The 18,640-nt window shown below is 55.8% G+C and carries 19 protein-coding genes; 16 read left to right on the forward strand and 3 right to left on the reverse strand.

The window, feature by feature from the left end; translation table 11 throughout:
• Positions 1-86: 86 nt before the first annotated feature.
• Positions 87-875 (reverse strand): phytanoyl-CoA dioxygenase family protein, encoded by a 789-nt coding sequence (locus ACR0CG_RS17350; protein WP_170432406.1) that lies wholly within the window; start codon positions 873-875, stop codon positions 87-89.
• Between the two features lie 41 nt (positions 876-916).
• A complete protein-coding gene (locus ACR0CG_RS17355; protein WP_170432403.1) occupies positions 917-2,074 on the reverse strand; it encodes a M24 family metallopeptidase in 1,158 nt (385 codons plus the stop codon).
• A gap of 198 nt (positions 2,075-2,272) precedes the next feature.
• Between ACR0CG_RS17355 and ACR0CG_RS17360 the strand changes: the two genes are divergently transcribed.
• The 10 genes from ACR0CG_RS17360 to ACR0CG_RS17405 all read left to right on the forward strand — a co-directional run bounded on the left by ACR0CG_RS17360 (position 2,273) and on the right by ACR0CG_RS17405 (position 10,597).
• Positions 2,273-3,118 (forward strand): transporter substrate-binding domain-containing protein, encoded by an 846-nt coding sequence (locus ACR0CG_RS17360; protein WP_170432400.1) that lies wholly within the window; start codon positions 2,273-2,275, stop codon positions 3,116-3,118.
• A gap of 65 nt (positions 3,119-3,183) precedes the next feature.
• On the forward strand, positions 3,184-3,849 hold the full coding sequence (ehuC, locus tag ACR0CG_RS17365; protein WP_170432397.1) for an ectoine/hydroxyectoine ABC transporter permease subunit EhuC: 666 nt from the start codon (positions 3,184-3,186) through the stop codon (positions 3,847-3,849).
• 3 nt (positions 3,850-3,852) lie between these two features.
• Entirely contained in the window at positions 3,853-4,521 is a 669-nt protein-coding gene (ehuD, locus tag ACR0CG_RS17370) for an ectoine/hydroxyectoine ABC transporter permease subunit EhuD (RefSeq protein ID WP_480526503.1), read from the forward strand.
• Positions 4,521-5,336, forward strand: a complete 816-nt coding sequence (ehuA, locus tag ACR0CG_RS17375) for an ectoine/hydroxyectoine ABC transporter ATP-binding protein EhuA (RefSeq protein WP_272871531.1) — start codon at positions 4,521-4,523, stop codon at positions 5,334-5,336. Before ehuD ends, ehuA begins: the two co-directional genes overlap by 1 nt.
• A 60-nt stretch (positions 5,337-5,396) precedes the next feature.
• Positions 5,397-6,200, forward strand: coding sequence for an aspartate dehydrogenase (locus ACR0CG_RS17380; RefSeq protein WP_170432392.1), 804 nt, complete (start codon positions 5,397-5,399; stop codon positions 6,198-6,200).
• 4 nt (positions 6,201-6,204) lie between these two features.
• Complete coding sequence (locus tag ACR0CG_RS17385) at positions 6,205-7,170, forward strand: threonine ammonia-lyase (RefSeq protein WP_336509504.1); 966 nt, start codon at positions 6,205-6,207, stop codon at positions 7,168-7,170.
• 35 nt (positions 7,171-7,205) lie between these two features.
• On the forward strand, positions 7,206-7,868 hold the full coding sequence (locus tag ACR0CG_RS17390; protein ID WP_170432389.1) for a GntR family transcriptional regulator: 663 nt from the start codon (positions 7,206-7,208) through the stop codon (positions 7,866-7,868).
• A gap of 158 nt (positions 7,869-8,026) precedes the next feature.
• Entirely contained in the window at positions 8,027-8,800 is a 774-nt protein-coding gene (locus tag ACR0CG_RS17395) for a type 1 glutamine amidotransferase (RefSeq protein ID WP_170432386.1), read from the forward strand.
• Positions 8,801-8,969: 169 nt separating this feature from the next.
• Positions 8,970-9,650, forward strand: a complete 681-nt coding sequence (locus ACR0CG_RS17400; RefSeq protein WP_480526505.1) for an IS6 family transposase — start codon at positions 8,970-8,972, stop codon at positions 9,648-9,650.
• 62 nt (positions 9,651-9,712) lie between these two features.
• A complete protein-coding gene (locus ACR0CG_RS17405) occupies positions 9,713-10,597 on the forward strand; it encodes a MurR/RpiR family transcriptional regulator (RefSeq protein ID WP_254436329.1) in 885 nt (294 codons plus the stop codon).
• A gap of 584 nt (positions 10,598-11,181) precedes the next feature.
• On the opposite strand, the gene ACR0CG_RS17410 is transcribed toward ACR0CG_RS17405, so the two are convergent.
• Positions 11,182-11,589, reverse strand: a complete 408-nt coding sequence (locus ACR0CG_RS17410) for a GFA family protein (RefSeq protein WP_480526507.1) — start codon at positions 11,587-11,589, stop codon at positions 11,182-11,184.
• Between the two features lie 520 nt (positions 11,590-12,109).
• On the opposite strand from ACR0CG_RS17410, the gene ACR0CG_RS17415 reads away from it, so the two are divergent.
• From ACR0CG_RS17415 to ACR0CG_RS17440, 6 genes are all read left to right on the forward strand, one after another.
• Positions 12,110-13,186, forward strand: coding sequence for a sugar ABC transporter substrate-binding protein (locus ACR0CG_RS17415; protein ID WP_480526509.1), 1,077 nt, complete (start codon positions 12,110-12,112; stop codon positions 13,184-13,186).
• An 83-nt stretch (positions 13,187-13,269) separates the two neighbouring features.
• Positions 13,270-14,757 carry a family 43 glycosylhydrolase gene (locus tag ACR0CG_RS17420; RefSeq protein ID WP_170764669.1) on the forward strand — a complete coding sequence of 496 codons (1,488 nt, stop codon included), beginning with the start codon at positions 13,270-13,272 and terminating at the stop codon, positions 14,755-14,757.
• A gap of 10 nt (positions 14,758-14,767) precedes the next feature.
• Positions 14,768-15,841, forward strand: coding sequence for a class II fructose-bisphosphate aldolase (gene fba, locus ACR0CG_RS17425; protein ID WP_480526510.1), 1,074 nt, complete (start codon positions 14,768-14,770; stop codon positions 15,839-15,841).
• Positions 15,838-16,689: a PfkB family carbohydrate kinase gene (locus ACR0CG_RS17430; RefSeq protein ID WP_480526512.1), complete on the forward strand. Its 852-nt coding sequence runs from the start codon at positions 15,838-15,840 to the stop codon at positions 16,687-16,689. Before fba ends, ACR0CG_RS17430 begins: the two co-directional genes overlap by 4 nt.
• Complete coding sequence (locus tag ACR0CG_RS17435) at positions 16,682-17,326, forward strand: nucleoside/nucleotide kinase family protein (protein ID WP_480526513.1); 645 nt, start codon at positions 16,682-16,684, stop codon at positions 17,324-17,326. The genes ACR0CG_RS17430 and ACR0CG_RS17435 overlap by 8 nt, the downstream gene beginning before the upstream one ends.
• A gap of 75 nt (positions 17,327-17,401) precedes the next feature.
• Positions 17,402-18,634, forward strand: a complete 1,233-nt coding sequence (locus ACR0CG_RS17440; RefSeq protein ID WP_480526514.1) for an ROK family protein — start codon at positions 17,402-17,404, stop codon at positions 18,632-18,634.
• The last annotated feature ends 6 nt before the right edge of the window (positions 18,635-18,640 follow it).

Genomic DNA, 18,640 nt, shown 5'->3' on the forward strand with positions numbered 1-18,640 from the left:
CTGGAGTTGTGCCGTTTCGTTGGCTACTAGCTCAGTGGCATATTCAACCATCGAAACCTTTGCGACTGATGTTCGTTCAAATACAGCTACCGGCTCCACACAAGCGGCAGCAGTTCGCCTACAATGGGTTCACCTTCCTTCATTCCATGAGCCTGCCAGTATTCTGTCTGCGCGTCGGTCCAACTGCCTCGTTTTTCAAACGCTGCATTCCCGTGGGCGAAGCGCATTGTCAGACGGTTGACGGTACGTTCAGGCGGTACAGGGTTGGGGGCGCCATGCAATGTATGGGAATCGAAGATCAGGCAATCACCGGGGTCCAGATCAAATTCCAGCACGTCATAATCATCCAGATTTTCAGTGAAGTCCGGTGTGGGCTCATAGGGTTCCTGTAGTGCTGCCTTTTGTCCGGTGCCGGCAAAGCTGAGAGGCATGAATTTGCGCCCCCATTTGTGCGAACCCTTGAGGAAGACCACGCCCTCACCCTGACGAACGGGTTCAAGTCCCATCCACAGTACACACCATTCGCCGCTGACATCGAAATAGGGGTTGTCATGGTGCCAGGGCGCTCTGTTGACCGCGCCGGCCTCGCGCACCAGCCAATTGTCAGTCACGAGTGCAACGGAACTGGCCTCCATCGCTTCGCCTGCAAGTTCTGCCGCTGGAGAATTGAAAATGAAATTCTTCATGTGGGCATTTTCGCGCCAGATCCACATGTCTGTGCAGTAGGTGCCCGGATTGGTGTCTTTGGAATAGTCCAGATACATCGGCCCCGGATTGGCGCGACCAAATTCAATCGAACTTCGCACTTCGTCCAACCATTCCTGCGAAAATGCGTTTTTGATCTGAACCACGCCATCGTTTCGATAAGCGGTCATGTGTTCTTGCGTCAGCATTGTGTGCCTTTCGGTGCGTGTCATCACTTTATGACAAGGCTTTCAGGTGTTGTGGCGGTCAGCACTTCGGCACCATCTTCGGTGAGAATGACCGTGTTCGAGATGAAGTAGTCGACGACGTCGGTGTCTGTGAACCAGCTGTGGGCGTGGAACACCATGCCGACCTCCAGCGTGCGTTCTGACCCGGGGAAGAGGCTGGTTACCATGGACCCACCTGTCCAACTGGGTGAGAATCCGATGCCCACCATATAACCGCAATGATGCCGTTCGTAGTCTGCCAAGCCGCCGCTTGCGGCTACCTCGCGCCAGGCGGCGTATGCCTCCCCGGCCTTGCCGCCTACTTTCAATGCACTGCAGATTGCCTTCATGCCGTCCATGGCCAGCTCTGCCGACTTCTCAGCCCCCTCCGGCGCGCTGCCCACAAAGACCAACCGGCCCATAGGCGCGTGATATTTGCGATAGGATGCGGCATTTTCCAGAAACACCGCGTCACCAGTTCGGAAGGTTTCGCCACGCCAGGTCGTATGCTCTTCGCCCGAGCGTGTGGCTGGACGAATGAACGGGCCAAAGCCGGTCGGCTCACTACCTGCCAGAGTCGAGGCGCGCATGTACTCCGCGGCAATCTCATAATCTGTCGCGCCGTCGCGGATCAGGTCAATGCAAGCGCTCATGCCGACATCTGCGGCCTTGGCGGCCTTGCGTGTGTATTCGATTTCCAGCGGGGATTTTGCCTGTCGCAGGTTGTCGACCAGACCGGATCCGTCCGCCCATTCGACGCCCTCCGCCTTTGCCAATATCCCTTCGGCATGATGCAGGTGCAAGAACAGGCTGCGCCTTTCGAGCGCGACGCGACCACCGGACAGGCCTAGGTCCTTCATCGCCTGTACCACGTAGTCAGAAAGCTCTTCGTGATCCTGATGACCATAGAACCGGGCGTTTCTCACCTGATTGTCAAACGTGATCTTTTCCATGGCCCGGCAGATCAGCGCCATCTCGCCATCTCGGTTCACAACGAGAACATGGGCAGCAAAGAACCCCCAGTGGTCCAAACCGGTCAGATAATAGATGTTTTCGGGCACCGAGATAACGATCCCGTCCAGATTCTGCTCGGACAGGACGGTTTTTACACGGTTGAGTCGGTGGTCCAGCTCCTCTTTTGGGAACGGGGCGTGTTCGATCATTCGGTGTCTCCTAACTGAGATTGATTCCACTGCGTCGACTGTTAAGGTATACCAATGATAAGTCAAGAGGCTGGCGCTGTTCATGATAGGCCCCAAAATATTGGGACATTTTTGCGAAATTGCAGATTTATGTTGAGAAACTTCCCAAAAAGGTATACCAATACGCCGTAGTTCAGGGAATCAATCAGGGAGAGACCAATGAGCCAAATACTAAGAACCACTATTATCGCCGCGACAACCATTGTGGGTGTCGCGACATCGGCGCTGGCGGGTCCACTCATGGATCGTATCGAAAGTGGTGAGACCATTCGGATTGGTTTCTCCAATGAAGTGCCGTGGTCTTACCCCGGCGACAACGACGCACCACTTGGATTTGCAAACGTACACACGCTGGGTGTCCTGAAGGCAATGGGCTACGACAACATCGAGCCCGTCGTGACAGATTGGGGTGGATTGATCCCGGGCCTCAAAGCCAATCGCTTTGATATCATCACGGGTGGCATGTACATTCTTGAAGCGCGTTGTGAGAGCATTGATTTCTCCGAGCCGATGGGGATTTTTGGCGATGCCTTTGTGGTTCCCGCTGGCAACCCGAAGAACATCACCTCTTATGCTGACATCAAAGATCAGGGGGCCACGATGGTCACTGGCGCCGGTTACAACACGGTTGATGCCGCCAAACGCGAAGGCGTGGCAGCCGAGCAGATCCTCGAAGTGCCCGGGCCAACTGAGGTGCTAGCCGCAATGCGTGTTGGTCGTGCTGACGCAGGTGCTATGACGTTCTTCACGGCGCAAAACCTGGCGGCCCAATCCGATGGCGAGCTTGAGGTCACCGATCCTAACGCGTTGCCCGAATGGACCCAGAACTGGGTTGGTATCGGTTTCCGCCCGGAAGACAGCGACTTTCTTGAGGCCTTCAATGCCGCGCAGGCAGAGTACTTGGGTTCAGAAGAGATGTTGGCCGCCGTTGCGCCATACGAATACACTGAATTTCAGGTTCCGGATCCAAGCGTGAAAACCGAATGGATTTGCCAGAACCGTTGACGGCATTGCTTTAGCAGGCGGGTCAGGTTCGGCCCGCCTTTTACGTCCGCCATCCGGGATACGTCATGTCATATTGGGAATTTCTCGCCGAAAACGCGCCGCGTTTTCTGGACGGAACGCTGGTCACAATCGCGCAGTTTTTTCTGTCGGCAGCGCTTGCCATTGTGCTCGCTCTGACCGCAGGGTTGATGAAACTGTCACGGAATATTGCGGTGCGCTGGACGGCCGGCGTTTACATTGAAATCTTCCGGGGCACGTCTCTTTTAGTGCAGCTTTATTGGATTTTCTTTGTCCTGCCTCTCTTCGGATTGACGCTGGACAAGTTCTTTGCCGGTTTCATTGCGGTCGGGCTGAACCTCGGGGCCTATGGTGCCGAACTCGTGCGTGGCGGCATTCAGTCGGTGCCCAAAGGGCAGTGGGAAGCGGCTTATGCGATCTCGATGTCTCCGGCCAAACGGATGTATCGGATCATCCTGCCACAGGCGTTTTTGAACATGCTGCCGCCTTGGGGCAACCTGATGATCGAACTGCTGAAGGCGACCGCGCTGGTGTCGTTGATTTCGGTTACTGACCTGATGTTCGAAGCCAAGCAAATAAACGGCTCCACCTTCCTGTCAGCGCAGGCTTTCGGGACAGCACTGATAATTTACTACATTCTTGCGCGGCTGATCGTGACGCCGTTCATGCGGTGGCTCGAACGCTTCATGGCACGCAAATTGGGGAGGGCGTAAGCTATGTTTGACTGGCGTTGGGATTTTACCTTTGAAATTCTTCCCCGGCTTTTACAGGCCACGCTGAACACGCTGGCCGCTGCCGGAATCGGCTATGGGATCGCAGTGGTACTGGGGCTGGTTTTTGCACTGGCGCAACGCACACCGTCGCGCATCGTCACAATGGTGGTGCGGGAATGTGTCGAATTCATCCGATCGACGCCGCTGGTGCTGCAGATTTTCTTTGTGTTCTTTGTCGGCCCGCAATTCGGGATACGCCTCAGTCCATGGGTGGCAGGGATGATCGCCATCGGGCTGCATTATTCGGCCTACCTGTCTGAGGTTTATCGCGGCGGCCTCGAGTCGGTGCCGAAAGGACAGTGGGAGGCTTGCACCGCACTGAACCTGAGCACGACCAAGACCTATTTTCGCGTTATCATCCCCCAAGCCCTGCCGCCCTCAATGGCTGGGATGGGCAATTACCTGGTTGGGATATTCAAGGACACACCGATGCTGTCGGTTATCGGCGTGGCCGAGCTGATGCAGGCGGCGAATGCCATTGGTGGGTCAACTTACAGGTATTTGGAACCCTATACCATAGTCGGGATCATCTTCCTGGCGATTTCACTGCCCGCAGCCGGGTTGATCAAACTCTTTGAGGCCTGGGTGCGCAAGAAACTGGGAATGAACTGATGGAAGATATGTCGCAATACCCACTGGAACTGACCGGGCCCGACGTGCCGATGGTACGGTTCATGAACGTAACCAAAAGCTATGGCGCCCTGACCGTACTGGACAGTCTGCATCTGGACGTGTCGGAGGGTGAGATGGTCACCGTGATCGGCCCGTCCGGCTCGGGCAAAACCACCGTGTTGCGCATGCTGATGACTTTGGAAACCATCAATGGCGGCGTCATCTATGTTGATGGCAAACCGCTTACCCATATGGAAAAGAACGGGGTTCTGGTGCCGGCGGACGCGAAATACCTGCGCCGGGCCCGGTCCTCAATCGGCATGTGTTTCCAGCATTTCAACCTGTTTCCACATATGACCGCCCTACAGAACTGCATGGAAGGGCCTGTGCAGGTGCTGGGTTTGCCAAAGGCTGAGGCCCGAGAACGGTCCGAAGAGTTGTTGTCGATGGTCGGCATGATCGACAAAAAGGACCAGCATCCTTCGCGCCTGTCGGGCGGTCAGCAGCAACGTGTCGCCATCGCCCGGGCGTTGGCCATGCGCCCCAAGGTGATGCTGTTTGATGAAGTCACCTCGGCGCTTGACCCCGAGGTAATCGGTGAAGTGACCGGCGTCATCCGCAAACTGGTGGCCGAGCACAACCTCACCATGTTGATGGTGACACACCAGATGGGCTTTGCGCGCGACATTTCAGATCGCGTTTGTTTCTTCTACCAAGGGAAGATCGAAGAACAGGGTCCTCCGGAGGATCTGTTCGGCAATCCCAAACGCGAACGCACACAGCAATTCCTGTCAGCAGTAAAAGCGGCGGATTGAGCCTTGCACCTGACGTCATGATACGGTTCCCGAGGAACCACCACCAAAGAAAGACCTGTTATGAGAATTGGAGTTGCCGGTATCGGAGCTGTCGGTGCGGCGGTTGCACGCGCATTGGACAACGGTGAAGTTCCAGGATGTGCGCTGGGTGGTCTGGCGGCGCGAACCAGCGAAAAGGCGGCTGCCCTGAATGATACTCTGAAACATCCGGCGCATGTAGTGGATTTCGGAACGTTGGCCTTGACCTGTGATTGTGTGATCGAAGCTCTCCCCCCCGCATTGTTCGGCGATCTGGCTGACCCGGTTTTGCGGGCAGGCAAGCAACTGGTTGTGCTTTCGGCCAGCCAGTTGCTTGCCCGGGACGACCTAATCTCTCTTGCGGCGAAAAACGGTAGCCGCATTATGGTCGCGTCAGGTGCGATGCTGGGTCTGGACGCGTTGAATGCAGTGAATGTCGGCCAGATTCATTCGGTCACAATAGTGACCCGCAAACCGGTCGAAAGCCTTATCAGGGCACCTTTTGTCGCGCGGTTGGGCATGGATCTAACCGCGCTTCAAGGGCCAAAACAAGTGATCGCAGGCAGTGTCACCGAAGTGGCACGCGAATTCCCCGCCAACGTGAATGTCGCGGCAGCGATCAGCATGGCCGGGCTTGGTCCAGACAAGACCCGCATGGAGGTCTGGGCTGATCCATCCCTGACGCGAAACACACATTCGGTAGAGGTAACTTCCGACAGCTCGGATTTCACAATGTCTATTCAGAACCGGCCGAGCGCTGAAAACCCGGCTACCGGCATCATCACCGCCCGAAGCGTGATCGCCCTTCTACGCCGCTTTCATTCAACTTTGCAGGTGGGGACGTGACGCAGTGTTGACCATTGAAATGATCACTCAGGCTGCCGAGCGGTTACAGGATGTCGTGATCCGAACCCCGTTGTTGGAATCTCCACTGCTCAACAACGCGCTTGGGTTCCGGTTGCTGATCAAATCGGATTGCCTGCAAAAGACCGGCTCGTTCAAAATACGTGGTGCTTACAACAAGATTGCGTCGCTTGGCGAAGGCCAGCGCAAGGCAGGGGTCGTGGCATATTCATCCGGCAACCACGCACAAGGCGTTGCGGCTGCCGCAAACGCGATGGGGGTTTCGGCTAAGATAGTGATGCCAGCAGATGCGCCCCGCATAAAGCTGGACAACACCGCCCAGTGGGGGGCCGAGGTTATCACCTATGACCGACAGACGGGTGACCGGGCCAAAATAGCCCAGGACATCGCCGAAAAAACCGGCGCAACGCTGGTGCCGCCCTATGACGATTACGACCTGATGGCCGGGCAAGGTACAACTGGGCTGGAAATAGCTGAGCAATTGGACGCGCTTGGCGTAAGGGCGGATAGAGTCATTTGCCCCGCCGGAGGTGGCGGGCTAATCGCCGGGCTGTCTACTGCCATGCTCGCGCGCCATGAGGACACTGAAATCTGGGCGGCTGAACCCCGGAATTTTGATGATACCAAGCGCTCTCTAGAAGCGGGAACTGCCCTGTCGATTGAGCCGGGTCACAGCTCGATTTGCGACTCGATCGTGACCGCGCGACCCGGACAGCTAACCTTTCCAATCAACCTGAAGACCCTGTCGGGTGGCTATTCCGTCAACGAGCTAGATGTTGTTGCCGCAATGCGGACTTTGTTCACAGAGCTCAAGGTTGTTGCCGAACCCGGCGGCGCAGTTTCAGTGGCCGCAGCCGTGTCAAACAAACGCGCCTTGCAAGGGCAGACCGTCGTTGCTCTGGTGACGGGCGGCAACGTTGATATGGACAGTTTTCTCACGTGGATGGCATAAGTTGGCGAATACCCGTTATCGATAGTGAGCAACGCATGACGAAGAACGATATCTATCTCGAGATGCGCCGGCGTATCTGCCTTCTTGACTATCAGCCGGGAACGCGCCTGAACGAGCGGGAATTGGCAACGGAATTTGGCGTCAGCCGCACGCCGATGCGGGCCGTGCTGCAAAAGCTTGAACACATCGGTCTGATCTCCAGCCAGCACGGGCATGGCACCATCGTTACCTCAATCGATCTGAAATCCATGCGCGATGTCTATATCGTGCGCATGAGGCTCATGGATGCGCTGGGTGATTCCGCTCCGTCCCCTCGGAATCCGGCCATACTGGACGAGATGCGCGAGTTGGAAGCGCGGTGCGATGCGATGCTGGATAGTCACGACAAACGCGAATTCGCGCGCGTGCTTCTGCGCTTGCACAAAATCCTGCATGGGTTGACCACCAACGCGGTGCTGGAGGATATCAACGACACATTATTCTATCAGTCCGCGCGCTTTTGGTTCTTGTTGCTGGATCGCGTCGAGATGCGCGTCCAAGTCGAGGATTTGAAGGATGAGATCCGAATATTGCGCCGCAGTCTGGAGATCGGCGATATCAAGTTGACGGCCTCGATCCACAAAACCTATCTCAGAGTGGTCGTGTCGCGTCTGGATGCCATCCAAGAGGAAGGCGGTGTTCTTTTTGAAGCAGAGTGATCCTTCATAGGTATACCTATATCTTCATTGGGGCACATTTTGGTAGATTATCCAGTTAAAATCATTGAATTGGTATACAATTTGAGCTAGATTTCTTCAATCATTGAACATCGGGGCGGCCGCAGCGTCTGCCCGCCCAAGATAGCGAAAGAAATACCATGACCGATACAGCCGGGAACTCTTTGCTGTTCATTTCCATGTTGGGTGAGAATGAGCTTTTCAACCCCGATCACTTTGGAGGCTTGTGTACTTCCGGCCAGGAAAAAGATTGGATCGTGGACTGGTTTGGACCCGTGGCGCTGGAAACGGGTTTTTCACTATCCGGCGTCGACATTTGTCGCGGTGATGCACTGCCTGCGGTGGATGATGTCGATTGTGTCATCCTCGGCGGCACGATGCATGTAGTCACCGAGGACCGCCCCTGGCTGCACGCGCTCTATTCCTGGTTGCGCCGGTATCGCGATGCCGGGAAACCTTTGCTTGGCATTTGTGGTGGACATCAATTGGTGTCTACGCAGTTCGAGGATGGCGTGCTTGATGGCCGTACCGGAGGTACGCTTGCCGGAACCTATGAGATTGAGCTGACAGACCTTGGGCGCCAGCACCCCCTTTTTGAAGGCCTGTCCACATTCCCCCGTTTCAACTTTGCCAACTATCTGCATGTGATTCCGTCAGAAGCGCAGAAAGCAAAGGTACTGGCCCGCATCGGTGAGAGCAACGCCATCTGTATCGACCACGGCAACCATTGGTATACGACACAATTCCATCCGGAATCCCGCCGATCAGTCTGGTCCTGCATGTATGAACAGACCGAGCCAGAGCATGTCGAGAACTATTCGGATGATCAGGATGGTGCGGCCTTGCTTCGAAACTTCATGGCAATTGCTGCAAAAGAGTTGAATAAACAACGTCCAGTCACGTTGAGTCCATAGGACCAATACGGAATCTGAACTCGTTTTCGCTATTGTTCGAAAAATAACGCCGACAAATGCTCAGACTGCTTCAGCGTTCCTTTGGGATCTGTTGCAAACTTTTAGCTGTTGACGCTCTTCGGTGCTGCGAGTGAATGGCTATCGTTATTTTCAACTCGAGAGTCGGTTCATGATCTCTTTCAAAGGCGCAGAATATCCGAAAGACGTGATCCTGTTTGCGGTCTTCTTCTATGTCCGTTTCGGCGTGTCCTATCGCGATCTGGAAGAAATCATGCTCGAGCGAGGCGTCACGGTGGATCACACCACACTGAACCGCTGGGTGACAAGGTATTCTGGCGCAATTGCTGATGCAGCGCGTCGTCGCAAGGGACCATGCGACCGCTCCTGGAGAATGGATGAAACGTACATCAAAGTAAAAGGCACATGGGTTTATCTTTATCGTGCCGTAGACAAACACGGCAAAACTCTTGATTTCATGCTGTTCGAGCGTCGAAACAAGCCGGCCGCCACAAGGTTTTTCGCCCGAATGATGGAGGTCAACGGTCTGCCGCGAAAGATCGTTATCGACAAAAGCGGTGCCAACACCGCTGGCATCAAGGCAATCAACAAGATGCTTGCGGGTTTTGGCTGCCCCATCCCGATCGAGATGGTCAGGCGGAAATATCTGAACAACATCGTAGAACAAGACCATCGTTTCATCAAAAGGCGAACTCGCCCGATGCTCGGTTTCAAGAGCTTTGCCTCAGCTGCAGCAACACTTGCTGGCATCGAGGTGTCGCACATGATCCGAAAGGGCCAATTCGCGCCCGGACTCTGTCCGTTTAAACAATTCGCTGAACTGGCAGCTTAACTTCGTTCTGATCGCCAAGACAATTCGGTAAGCTCAAAACTTTGCAACAAAGCCGTCCTAGATTGGGCGATCAAAACTTGTCAACGGGTCCCTCGGACTTTGAAACCTTTGTTCAATTGGTGCAGGAACGCTACGACAAGATGAGCAAGTCTCATCAGGCCATCGCGCTCTATTTGACGCAGAACCCAAACGAAATTGCGGTGCATTCGGTCAATGCGATTGCTGATCGCTGTGGTATTCATGCTTCTAGTTTCGTCCGATTTGCCCAAGCGATGGGGTACACCGGCTTCAAAGATCTGCAAGTCCTGTTTCAAAAACGCCTGGAGACTGCGGCACCCGGATTTGAAGCACGCGTCCGTGCGCTAGAGGATGACCTCGGAAACCGAGACGATCCCAGCGATATGGGCTTTTTGCGCGATCTGGTGGTCAGAGATATTGCGTCCCTTCAGTCCCTTATTGAGGACATTTCAGGCGATGACCTCGCGCTCGCCGCCGACCGGCTCAGCAAAGCGGAAACAGTATTCTTGATTGGGCAACTGCGATCGGCACCTGTGGTAGACTTCATAAGATACATGCTGACTATGATTGGTAAGCGATGTGTGATGCTTGATCCGAGCGGAGGCTTGGCGACCCATATGGCGCAGACAATGCAGACAGGAGACGTTCTCGTGGCGGTGTCTTTCCGTTATTACGCAAACGAAGTCGTGAAGATTGTCGAGCAGGTGCAAGAAGTTGGACACCCGATAATCGCCATCACAGATAGCAACCTCTCGCCTCTCGCCAAATCCGCCAAGCCTTTTTTTGTTGTGCCGGAGCATCGCCAGACATTTTCACGTTCCATCGCAGCCCCCATGTGTATTTCGCAAGCGCTCGTTCTGGCAACGGCCGCGCGGCTGCAAGGCGGCGACCACGATCCGAATATTCCAACGGTCACCAAAGCGAGTTGATCCTTGAAAGGTCTGTCTTCTTCCGGTGAGGCCAATTTGTGAGATACCCGCGCGGTGGCCTATCTTTCGCGTTGGGACGCAGGACTAATTCTACCACAACGACAACATACCATGTTGGGTTAGATCCGCGCGCAAAAGAATGCTGCGTCAGCGAAGATCGAAAACCCAAAGTCTGGCCTATACCGTCACTGTTGATTCGGGACTACAGCGGCGAAAGTACGGTTTCGATCCGGCCGATATCAGTACCCTCGAATGACCGGAATGGAGACATTTTCCACGCCACAGCAACAGTCGTGCCGCAACCGCAAGAAGTTACTGCGTCAGCGAAGTGCCAAAATCCAATGTCGGCAAGGTCCGCGTTTTAACGGTTCATGCAGCGCGCAGCGAAGGTAAGCATTTTTTTGATACGATCATGCCCCGAGCCGAACTCGTCCCCCAATACAGGAACATTAGGAGGCAGGGCAGGCTGCACCTGTTGGTAGTTCCGAAGGCCATCAAACTGCGGCGATCGAAAAACAAGCCTGATCATTTACGGGCGCGTTGAGAGAAGCGACCGTCTTGGCGAATTGAATTTGGACCAGCCTTCACTGTAGAGGACCCTTCAGTTTGAGATCGCGTGACCTGTCCCAATCCCGGCAGTTTTCGACGAAAGCCATATGGGGGTTCTCGAAACCAGGGTGGTCGCCCAAAACACCTACCGCGACGAATAGAAACTCCGGCATCTTCGACGTCGCTTTGTAGATCGGCGAACCACAGTCAGAACAATAACCCAGGCTGACAGTGTTCCCGGCGTCAGACTCCCAGCTGTAGAGCTTCGGCTCACCGCTAATTGCCACATGCTGCCTAAGATACGCAGACTGCGGAAGATGGCCGCCACCGGAAATTTTCTGACAGTCCAGACAGAAACACAAAACCGAAAACTCAGGAGAACCCGAAATACGAACCTCAATTTTTCCACAAAGACACTGACCAGTGCAAATTGCCGCCGCCATTACAAGCCTCCAGATCGTAGTGTTTGGCACATTTTTTGGATTGAAACCGAAACGGAGCGCAGCTTTCCGATACGGATGACGTCAAGAGCAGCGCCAAAATCACCAACTGTTTTTAGGCCGATTAGAGCCTCGATCCGAAACCGGTACAAGATAGGTCGAGTAATGAAGAAGTAGCTTGTGTGGTTTGAGGTTTTGCTGGCTCATCCTTTCAACTTCCTTGATTTGCTATCATACCAAAGGCTTATCTTCCTCCTATTGAGTGCGATGGACCCGCAGTCGTCGGTCATCGGCCCAACCGGTTCCTTACCGGGCCGTGGCGTACCGCGAGGTTCGCGCGGAACTTGATGCCTTGACTGCATGAGCCGTAAAACCTGGATTTTTGCCGCTTCGCGACCTCAAGGTTCATGGGCCGGTTCAGCAGGTTGGATATATACTTGCAAACTGCATTTAATTGCAGTACGCATTAAATAGGAGTTTACCTCTCCGCAATCAACGCGAAAAACTCTCCAGGGAGGAGATCATGACCTATAAGATGCTCAAGCCTTTGCTTGTGACAGCAGCCATGTTGCCGCTTGCGAGCGTGGCAACGGCTCAAAGCGAAGCTCGTACCGATCTGGTAATCGCAGACCTTGGCCAGCCGGAAACAAACCCTTGGGTAATCAACCGCCATCGTTTTGAACGCTGCGTCGCCGAAGCGCTTGGTGTCGAGCTGAAGGAGTTTGACGATCAGAACTCGGAAGAGCAGCACGCTGCGCAAGCTGAATCCATCATCGCAAGCGGCCCGGACGGGCTGATCTTCAACCCGCTGACGTCGCCGGCCGGTATCCAGGTCGCCCGTCTTCTGGAAGAGAATGACATTCCGGGCATTGCCGTCGGTCGACTGGTGGTGTCCAGCTACGACGATGACTATGAAGGTGAGGATTTCATCGCGCAGGTGACCCAGAACAATGACACTTGGGGGCAGGCGATTGGCAAAGCCACGGCAGATCTGGGGCACAAGAAAGTCGCGATGGTCTGGAACCAGAAGGGTGTGACTTCTGCGGAAGAAATCTGGGCTGGTGTCCAATCGGAACTGGACGCGGCAGGGGTCGAGGTGATCGCCGAGGCCTGGGATCGTCTGAACCGGGAGAATGGCCAGAAATATGCTGAACAGTTCATTGCCCGCTTCGGACCCGGCGAGATTGACGCGATCATCGTGCTTGGTGCGGTCGCTGGCCTTGGCAGTCAATTTGCGGTGGAACAGGCCGGGCGAGATGACATCGCCATCATCACCACAGATATCGACGAGCAGGTCGCTCAGTTCATCAAAGACGGCAAGCTGGATTTCTCGATCGGCGGTCACTGGATGGTTGGCGGGTTCGGTCTTATCCAGCTCTATGACTATCTGCACGGTCACCCGATTGAAGACACCCAGCCTCGGGTCGGCCTCATTCCAGTAACGGCCGACAATGTGGATACCTATGCCAACAGTCTTCTGAACGGCTGTATTCTTTCGCCGGACACCATTCGCAATCTCAGCAAGGTCCATAATCCCGACGCTGATCTGCCTGGTTTCATCGACGCCTGGCAGGCAAACTGGCAAGACTACGTGCAATAACTCCCCTTGCACGCAGCATGCCCTCCCCCGGCTCAATGGGCCGGGGGACCCAGAAATATCAAACTCTTTTTCGAGGTCCGCAGATGAGACTTTTCGGATACGCTCCGGAGCGCGGTGCTGCCGCTGGTGATACAATGCCATTCTACCACGATGGCACGTGGCATCTGTTTTTTTCCCAACCCCCCGTAGGCGCCTGGGAATATGTTGAGCGGGCGCGTGTCTCGACCGCTTATCTTCGGTCAGATGACCTCGTAAACTGGGAGGTGATGCCCGACGCTTTTGGTCCTGGCGCGCATGGCGAATGCGACGGTGATGGGATCTGGACCGGCTCTGTCATTGAGCACGAGGGCGTTTTTCACTTCTTCTACACAGGCTACAACCGTCAATCGGCCTCGCCGCAGTCAATTTGCAAAGCAACATCGACCGATCTCAAGACCTGGGAGAAATCCGGATCCAACCCGATGATCTCCCCCGATCCCCGCTGGTACGAAACCGTCGATTGGCGCGACCCCTTTGTCTACCGCGACGAAGAGGCAGGGTGCTTCAAGATGCTGATCTCGGCACGCCTCAAGGAAGGTCCGCAGTTTCGTCGGGGCTGCGTTGCCGTAGCCACGTCCGATGATCTGGAAAGCTGGGAGGTCGGCCCGCCGCTGGCGTCCTCGATGCTGACGCATTGCCCGGAATGCCCTGAAATCTTCAAGCTGGGCGATTGGTGGTATCTGGTTGAAAGCCGCTACTCGGAACGAATGCAAACCGTGTATCGGGTGTCAAAGTCCCCGGATGGTCCTTGGGAAAGCCGCAAGCTCGACAGTCTTGACGGGCGTCGGTTCTACGCCGCCAAATCCGCCAGCGATGGCGATCGTCGCATGAGTTTCGCATGGATTCCGTTCCGCAAGCATCACGGCCCCAAACGTAGCTGGGTCTGGGGCGGAGAACTGGGCAGCCCGCGCGAACTTGTCTCGCTGCCAGACGGCACGCTGACCTGCAAACTGCCCGATAACGTGGACCAGAGTTACGCAGAGACCGTGCCCCACAAGCTACGTCCCATGTTAGGGGACTGGACCGGCGATGCAGACCCTCGGTGTGATGCGACAGGATCATACGGATACGCGTTCATCGACGGGCCGAACCGGGATGATGTGTTGCTCGATGTGCTTATCGAGCCCAGCCCCGCCACCGAAGCTGTGGGTATTCTCATCGAACCCCGAGGCGGCGATCATCTGGACAGCGGTTACAGCCTTTCAATCGAGCCCATGAAGGAGCGCGTCCTGTTTGATCGCTGGCCTGCCGCGATGGATCCACTTTGGGACAGCCTGGTGCTCAATGAACGGCATGGCATTGAGGTCCGTCAGGAGATCGACAGCCCATTGGTCGAGCGTCCGCTCGCCTTCACACCGGAGGATGGGTGTTACCGGGTCCAGATCCTGCGCAACGGGTCGGCCATCGAGTGCTTTGTGGCCGGGCAGGTTGTTGCATCCTTCAGGGTCTATGACATCTCCAATACCGATGCCTGGGGTCTCTTTGTTCAGGAAGGCTCGGCCAAATTCCACAATCTCAACTTCCGCAAGTAAAGGCCTCGCCATGCCCCTCATAACCCTCAGACAATTGCTTGATTATGCGGCGGATCAAGGATTTGGTGTGCCGGCGTTCAACATCTCCAATATGGAGCAGGGCCTTGCGATCATGAACGCCGCGCGCGCCTGCGACGCACCGGTGATCCTGCAGGCCAGCTTGAATGTTCGCAGGGCCTATGCCGGAGATCGGATGATCGTCGCCATAGTGAATGCACTGGCGTCCATGTATCCCGACAACCCAATCTGTCTGCATCAGGACCACGGCCATGATGAACAGGCCTGCGTCAGCGCCATCGCTGCGGGGTTCACCTCGGCTATGATGGATGGCTCCCTGATGGGCGACGGCAAGACACCCGCCAGCTATGCCCACAACGTCGATATCACGGCCCGCGTTGCACAGATCGCACATTGGACGGGTGCCTCAATCGAAGGAGAGCTGGGTGTTCTTGGATCGCTGGAAACCGGCGAGGCGGGTGAAGAAGACGGGTCCGGGGCAGAGGGCAAACTGGATCACGATCAGCTATTGACCGACCCCGATCAGGCGGCGGAGTTTGTTGCTGCAACCAAGGTTGATGCGCTGGCGATAGCCTGTGGGACATCTCATGGCGCTTATAAGTTCACACGGGAACCGGATGGCGACATCCTGGCCATCAGCCAGATTGAGGCGATCCACCGTCGCGTACCGAATACCCATCTTGTGATGCATGGATCGAGCTCTGTGCCACAGGGATTGCAGGACCTGATAAACGCCTCTGGCGGTGAAATGCCACAAACCTGGGGCGTCCCCGTCGAAGAGATCGAACGCGGGATCCGGCATGGTGTTCGAAAAATCAACATCGACACCGATTGCCGCATGGCCATGTCCGGCGCAATGCGGCGTTTCTCCCGGGACAACCCGTCGAACTTCGATCCGCGGGCGTTTATCCTGGCCGGGATGGCGGAGCTTGAGACGCTGGTCCGTGACAGGTTCGAGAGGTTCGGGGCGGCGGGCCACGGGCATAAAATCAAGCCGATCCCAGTTGCCGAAATGGCAAAGCGGTATGCTGATGGCGGGCTTGATCCATCCCGGAAGGCCGCGTGAGCCGGGCGCTGTTCATAGGCCGCTCGGTGATGGATGTCACCGCGCTTGTCGAGGATTTTCCGGGTCCGGACGGGAAGACCAAGGCATTGAGCAATGATGTGATCCCGGGCGGGTCGGCATTGAACGCCGCCGTCACGTTTGCCCATCTTGGCGGAACGGCGGCGCTGGCCACATCGCTGGGTGCGCCGGGCCCGATGAAGACAATGCTGATGTCCGATCTGAAGGACAGAAACGTTACGGTGCACGACATCTGTAATGACCCGGACTATCGCATCCCTCTTTCGACAGTTGTTTCAACCCGGAGCCTTGGGGCCAGGATGATTGTCAATGGCGCAGGGGATGAGTGCGAAAAGGTGCATTCTCAAAACGATCTGATCCTGACGGAAGGATACGGGTTGATTCAGATCGACCAGTACGAACGGCATTTTGTTGCGGCGCACGCTGACGCCTTACGTGCGTTTGAAGGGCCAATCATTTTGGATGGCGGTGGCTGGAAAGACTGGTCACCGGACTTTCTAAAGCTGGCCGATATTCCAATTGTCAGCGACGTGTTTTGTCCCGAGGGACCACGCGCCTTTGCCAACATATGTGAAGAATTGGGCATCCATCGCTGGGCGATGACACGGGGTCACGCTGGGGTCGTCTGGCATGATCAGGGACGACAGGGCGAGATACCCGCTTTGGAGGTGGATGTTGTCGATAGCTTGGGCGCAGGAGACATTTTCCACGGCGCTTTCTGCCACGCATATCTCGAGACCGGTTCATTTGTAGACGCGTTGAATATCGCAAACCAGATTGCGGGTAAGTCCTGCACCCATGCGGGTACGCGGAGTTGGATGGATGCCTGAGCAGCTCGCCGACTATGCCAGCCTTCTGGGCGCAATTGAAAAGCGGATAGGTGCAGGTCAACCGCCGCTCATTGTCGCAATTGCGGGGCCTCCGGCGACGGGCAAATCTACGCTGTCCGATCGGCTGGCCGAGGATTTACGCGCTGCCGGGCACATCGCTGCCTACTGCCCGATGGACGGGTTTCACAAAACAAACGCCCAGCTTGAGGCCGAAGGGCTTAGGAGCGTGAAAGGCCGTATCGATACATTTGATGGCAACGCGTTTGCCCGCGCGGTGGAACGTTTGTCCAAGGGAGATGCGTTCTGGTGGCCGCGATATTCCCGGCACATACATGACCCGGTCCCAGAAGGGACCCGGATCGAAGGAAACGAAGCCGTTTGCATAATCGAGGGCAACTACATTCTGATGAATGAAGCGCCCTGGCTTCAAGCGGCATCGCATTTCGACCTGCGTATCTTTGTAGATACGCCGGACGATCTCCTGAAGCAGCGCTTGATGCAACGCCACGAACGTGGCGGCAGAGGTGAAGTCGAGACGCGGGAAAAGATCACCAAGACCGACATGCCCAACGCGGAGAGGATCCGACAAAGTGCTACATTCGCCGACATCCTGTTTCAGGAGGTCGTCAATGCGTAGCACCCCACAGTTGATTGCAGGTCGCAAGCAAAACTCGCTATGTTTGAGCCAAATTGCAATAATTGGGGTTCGGACATGAAGCTTGCTCAAAAAGGCCTGTCGATCGAAGGCATTCAAGGCCACAACAGGCGCGCCATCCTTGCGGCTTTGCACGACATGGGAGAGTGCTCGCGCAAGGAAATCAGCGTAGCCACCGGATTGGATCAGGCGACCGTCACCCGTGCAATTGCACCCCTTATTGACAATGGCATCGTAGAGGAAGTGGGGCTTGTTCGCGGTGGGCGCGGCCGACGGTCGATCAACCTGGCCTTTGTCGGTTCCGGGCGATACATCCTCTGTCTCCGACTGCAGCGGCGTAGCTTTTCCATCGCTGCATTCAATCTGCGCGGTGACCTGCTGGAGACAAATGAATTCCCCATCGCACGAGACGGGTCCGCCAAGCAGACTTTCAAGGAAATCTCCGAGACACTGGATCGCCAGATTGGCAATTTGAAACAGGTCGATGGCATTGGCGTGGCTGTTCCTGGCCCGTTCCTGGAGCGGGATGAACGCGTCATTCTCATGACTGAAAGCCCTCAATGGCAGGGCTTCGATCTGATCCCCGAGCTGCGTTCCCGTTATCCCAACATACCTGTACACTCCACACACGACGCCAAGGCAGCAGCCTTGACTGAATGGCGCCATCATGGCCGGGCGCTGGGGGCCAGGGTCATGTTGTACGTGTCCGCCGGTCAGGGGATCGGCTCGGCGCTTGTCGTGGATGGCCATGTGCACCGCGGGGCGCAAGGACTTGCAGGTGAGCTGGGGCATACGTCCATCAGCGTTGATGGCGAGCAGTGCAAATGTGGAAATCGAGGCTGTCTGGAACTCTTTACATCACGCATTGCCCTACTGCGCGCCATTCGGGAGCGCGCAGAGAACGTCAGCGGCACGACATTGACTTCAGACGCTGATTTTTCTCAGGTCCTCGACGCATACGCGGCGGAAGACGGGCTTGCCAGCGAAGAGGTGGACAGGGTTGCACGCTATCTGGCGCAAGGCATCACCAACTGCATCAACTTCGTCAATCCGGATTTGGTGGTGATCGGAGACGAATATGCCGGGTTCGGTCAAAACTTTCTTGAACAAATCAAGACCCATGTAAGAGCGACGGTTTTGCCAAGCATCTATGATGCCGTCGACATCGAGCTGAGCCAGCAAAGCGAAGATACCGTGCTGCGCGGGGCCTTTCTGGATGTACTTGCACAAACCTATCTCGGTTCTCCCAGAGCCGAGCCAGAAGCCCTTGTTGCCGAAGCAAGCGGATAGGAATGA

This window comes from Ruegeria sp. AB8, from assembly GCF_056542605.1.

What these genes read in the sequence shown, in the direction of transcription:
- ACR0CG_RS17350 (WP_170432406.1), bottom strand. Translation starts at nt 875, where the DNA reads ATGACCGCTTATCGAAACGATGGCGTGGTTCAGATCAAAAACGCATTT.
- ACR0CG_RS17355 (WP_170432403.1), bottom strand. Translation starts at nt 2,074, where the DNA reads ATGATCGAACACGCCCCGTTCCCAAAAGAGGAGCTGGACCACCGACTC.
- ACR0CG_RS17360 (WP_170432400.1), top strand. Translation starts at nt 2,273, where the DNA reads ATGAGCCAAATACTAAGAACCACTATTATCGCCGCGACAACCATTGTG.
- ehuC (WP_170432397.1), top strand. Translation starts at nt 3,184, where the DNA reads ATGTCATATTGGGAATTTCTCGCCGAAAACGCGCCGCGTTTTCTGGAC.
- ehuD (WP_480526503.1), top strand. Translation starts at nt 3,853, where the DNA reads ATGTTTGACTGGCGTTGGGATTTTACCTTTGAAATTCTTCCCCGGCTT.
- ehuA (WP_272871531.1), top strand. Translation starts at nt 4,521, where the DNA reads ATGGAAGATATGTCGCAATACCCACTGGAACTGACCGGGCCCGACGTG.
- ACR0CG_RS17380 (WP_170432392.1), top strand. Translation starts at nt 5,397, where the DNA reads ATGAGAATTGGAGTTGCCGGTATCGGAGCTGTCGGTGCGGCGGTTGCA.
- ACR0CG_RS17390 (WP_170432389.1), top strand. Translation starts at nt 7,206, where the DNA reads ATGACGAAGAACGATATCTATCTCGAGATGCGCCGGCGTATCTGCCTT.
- ACR0CG_RS17395 (WP_170432386.1), top strand. Translation starts at nt 8,027, where the DNA reads ATGACCGATACAGCCGGGAACTCTTTGCTGTTCATTTCCATGTTGGGT.
- ACR0CG_RS17400 (WP_480526505.1), top strand. Translation starts at nt 8,970, where the DNA reads ATGATCTCTTTCAAAGGCGCAGAATATCCGAAAGACGTGATCCTGTTT.
- ACR0CG_RS17410 (WP_480526507.1), bottom strand. Translation starts at nt 11,589, where the DNA reads ATGGCGGCGGCAATTTGCACTGGTCAGTGTCTTTGTGGAAAAATTGAG.
- ACR0CG_RS17415 (WP_480526509.1), top strand. Translation starts at nt 12,110, where the DNA reads ATGACCTATAAGATGCTCAAGCCTTTGCTTGTGACAGCAGCCATGTTG.
- ACR0CG_RS17420 (WP_170764669.1), top strand. Translation starts at nt 13,270, where the DNA reads ATGAGACTTTTCGGATACGCTCCGGAGCGCGGTGCTGCCGCTGGTGAT.
- fba (WP_480526510.1), top strand. Translation starts at nt 14,768, where the DNA reads ATGCCCCTCATAACCCTCAGACAATTGCTTGATTATGCGGCGGATCAA.
- ACR0CG_RS17435 (WP_480526513.1), top strand. Translation starts at nt 16,682, where the DNA reads ATGCCTGAGCAGCTCGCCGACTATGCCAGCCTTCTGGGCGCAATTGAA.
- ACR0CG_RS17440 (WP_480526514.1), top strand. Translation starts at nt 17,402, where the DNA reads ATGAAGCTTGCTCAAAAAGGCCTGTCGATCGAAGGCATTCAAGGCCAC.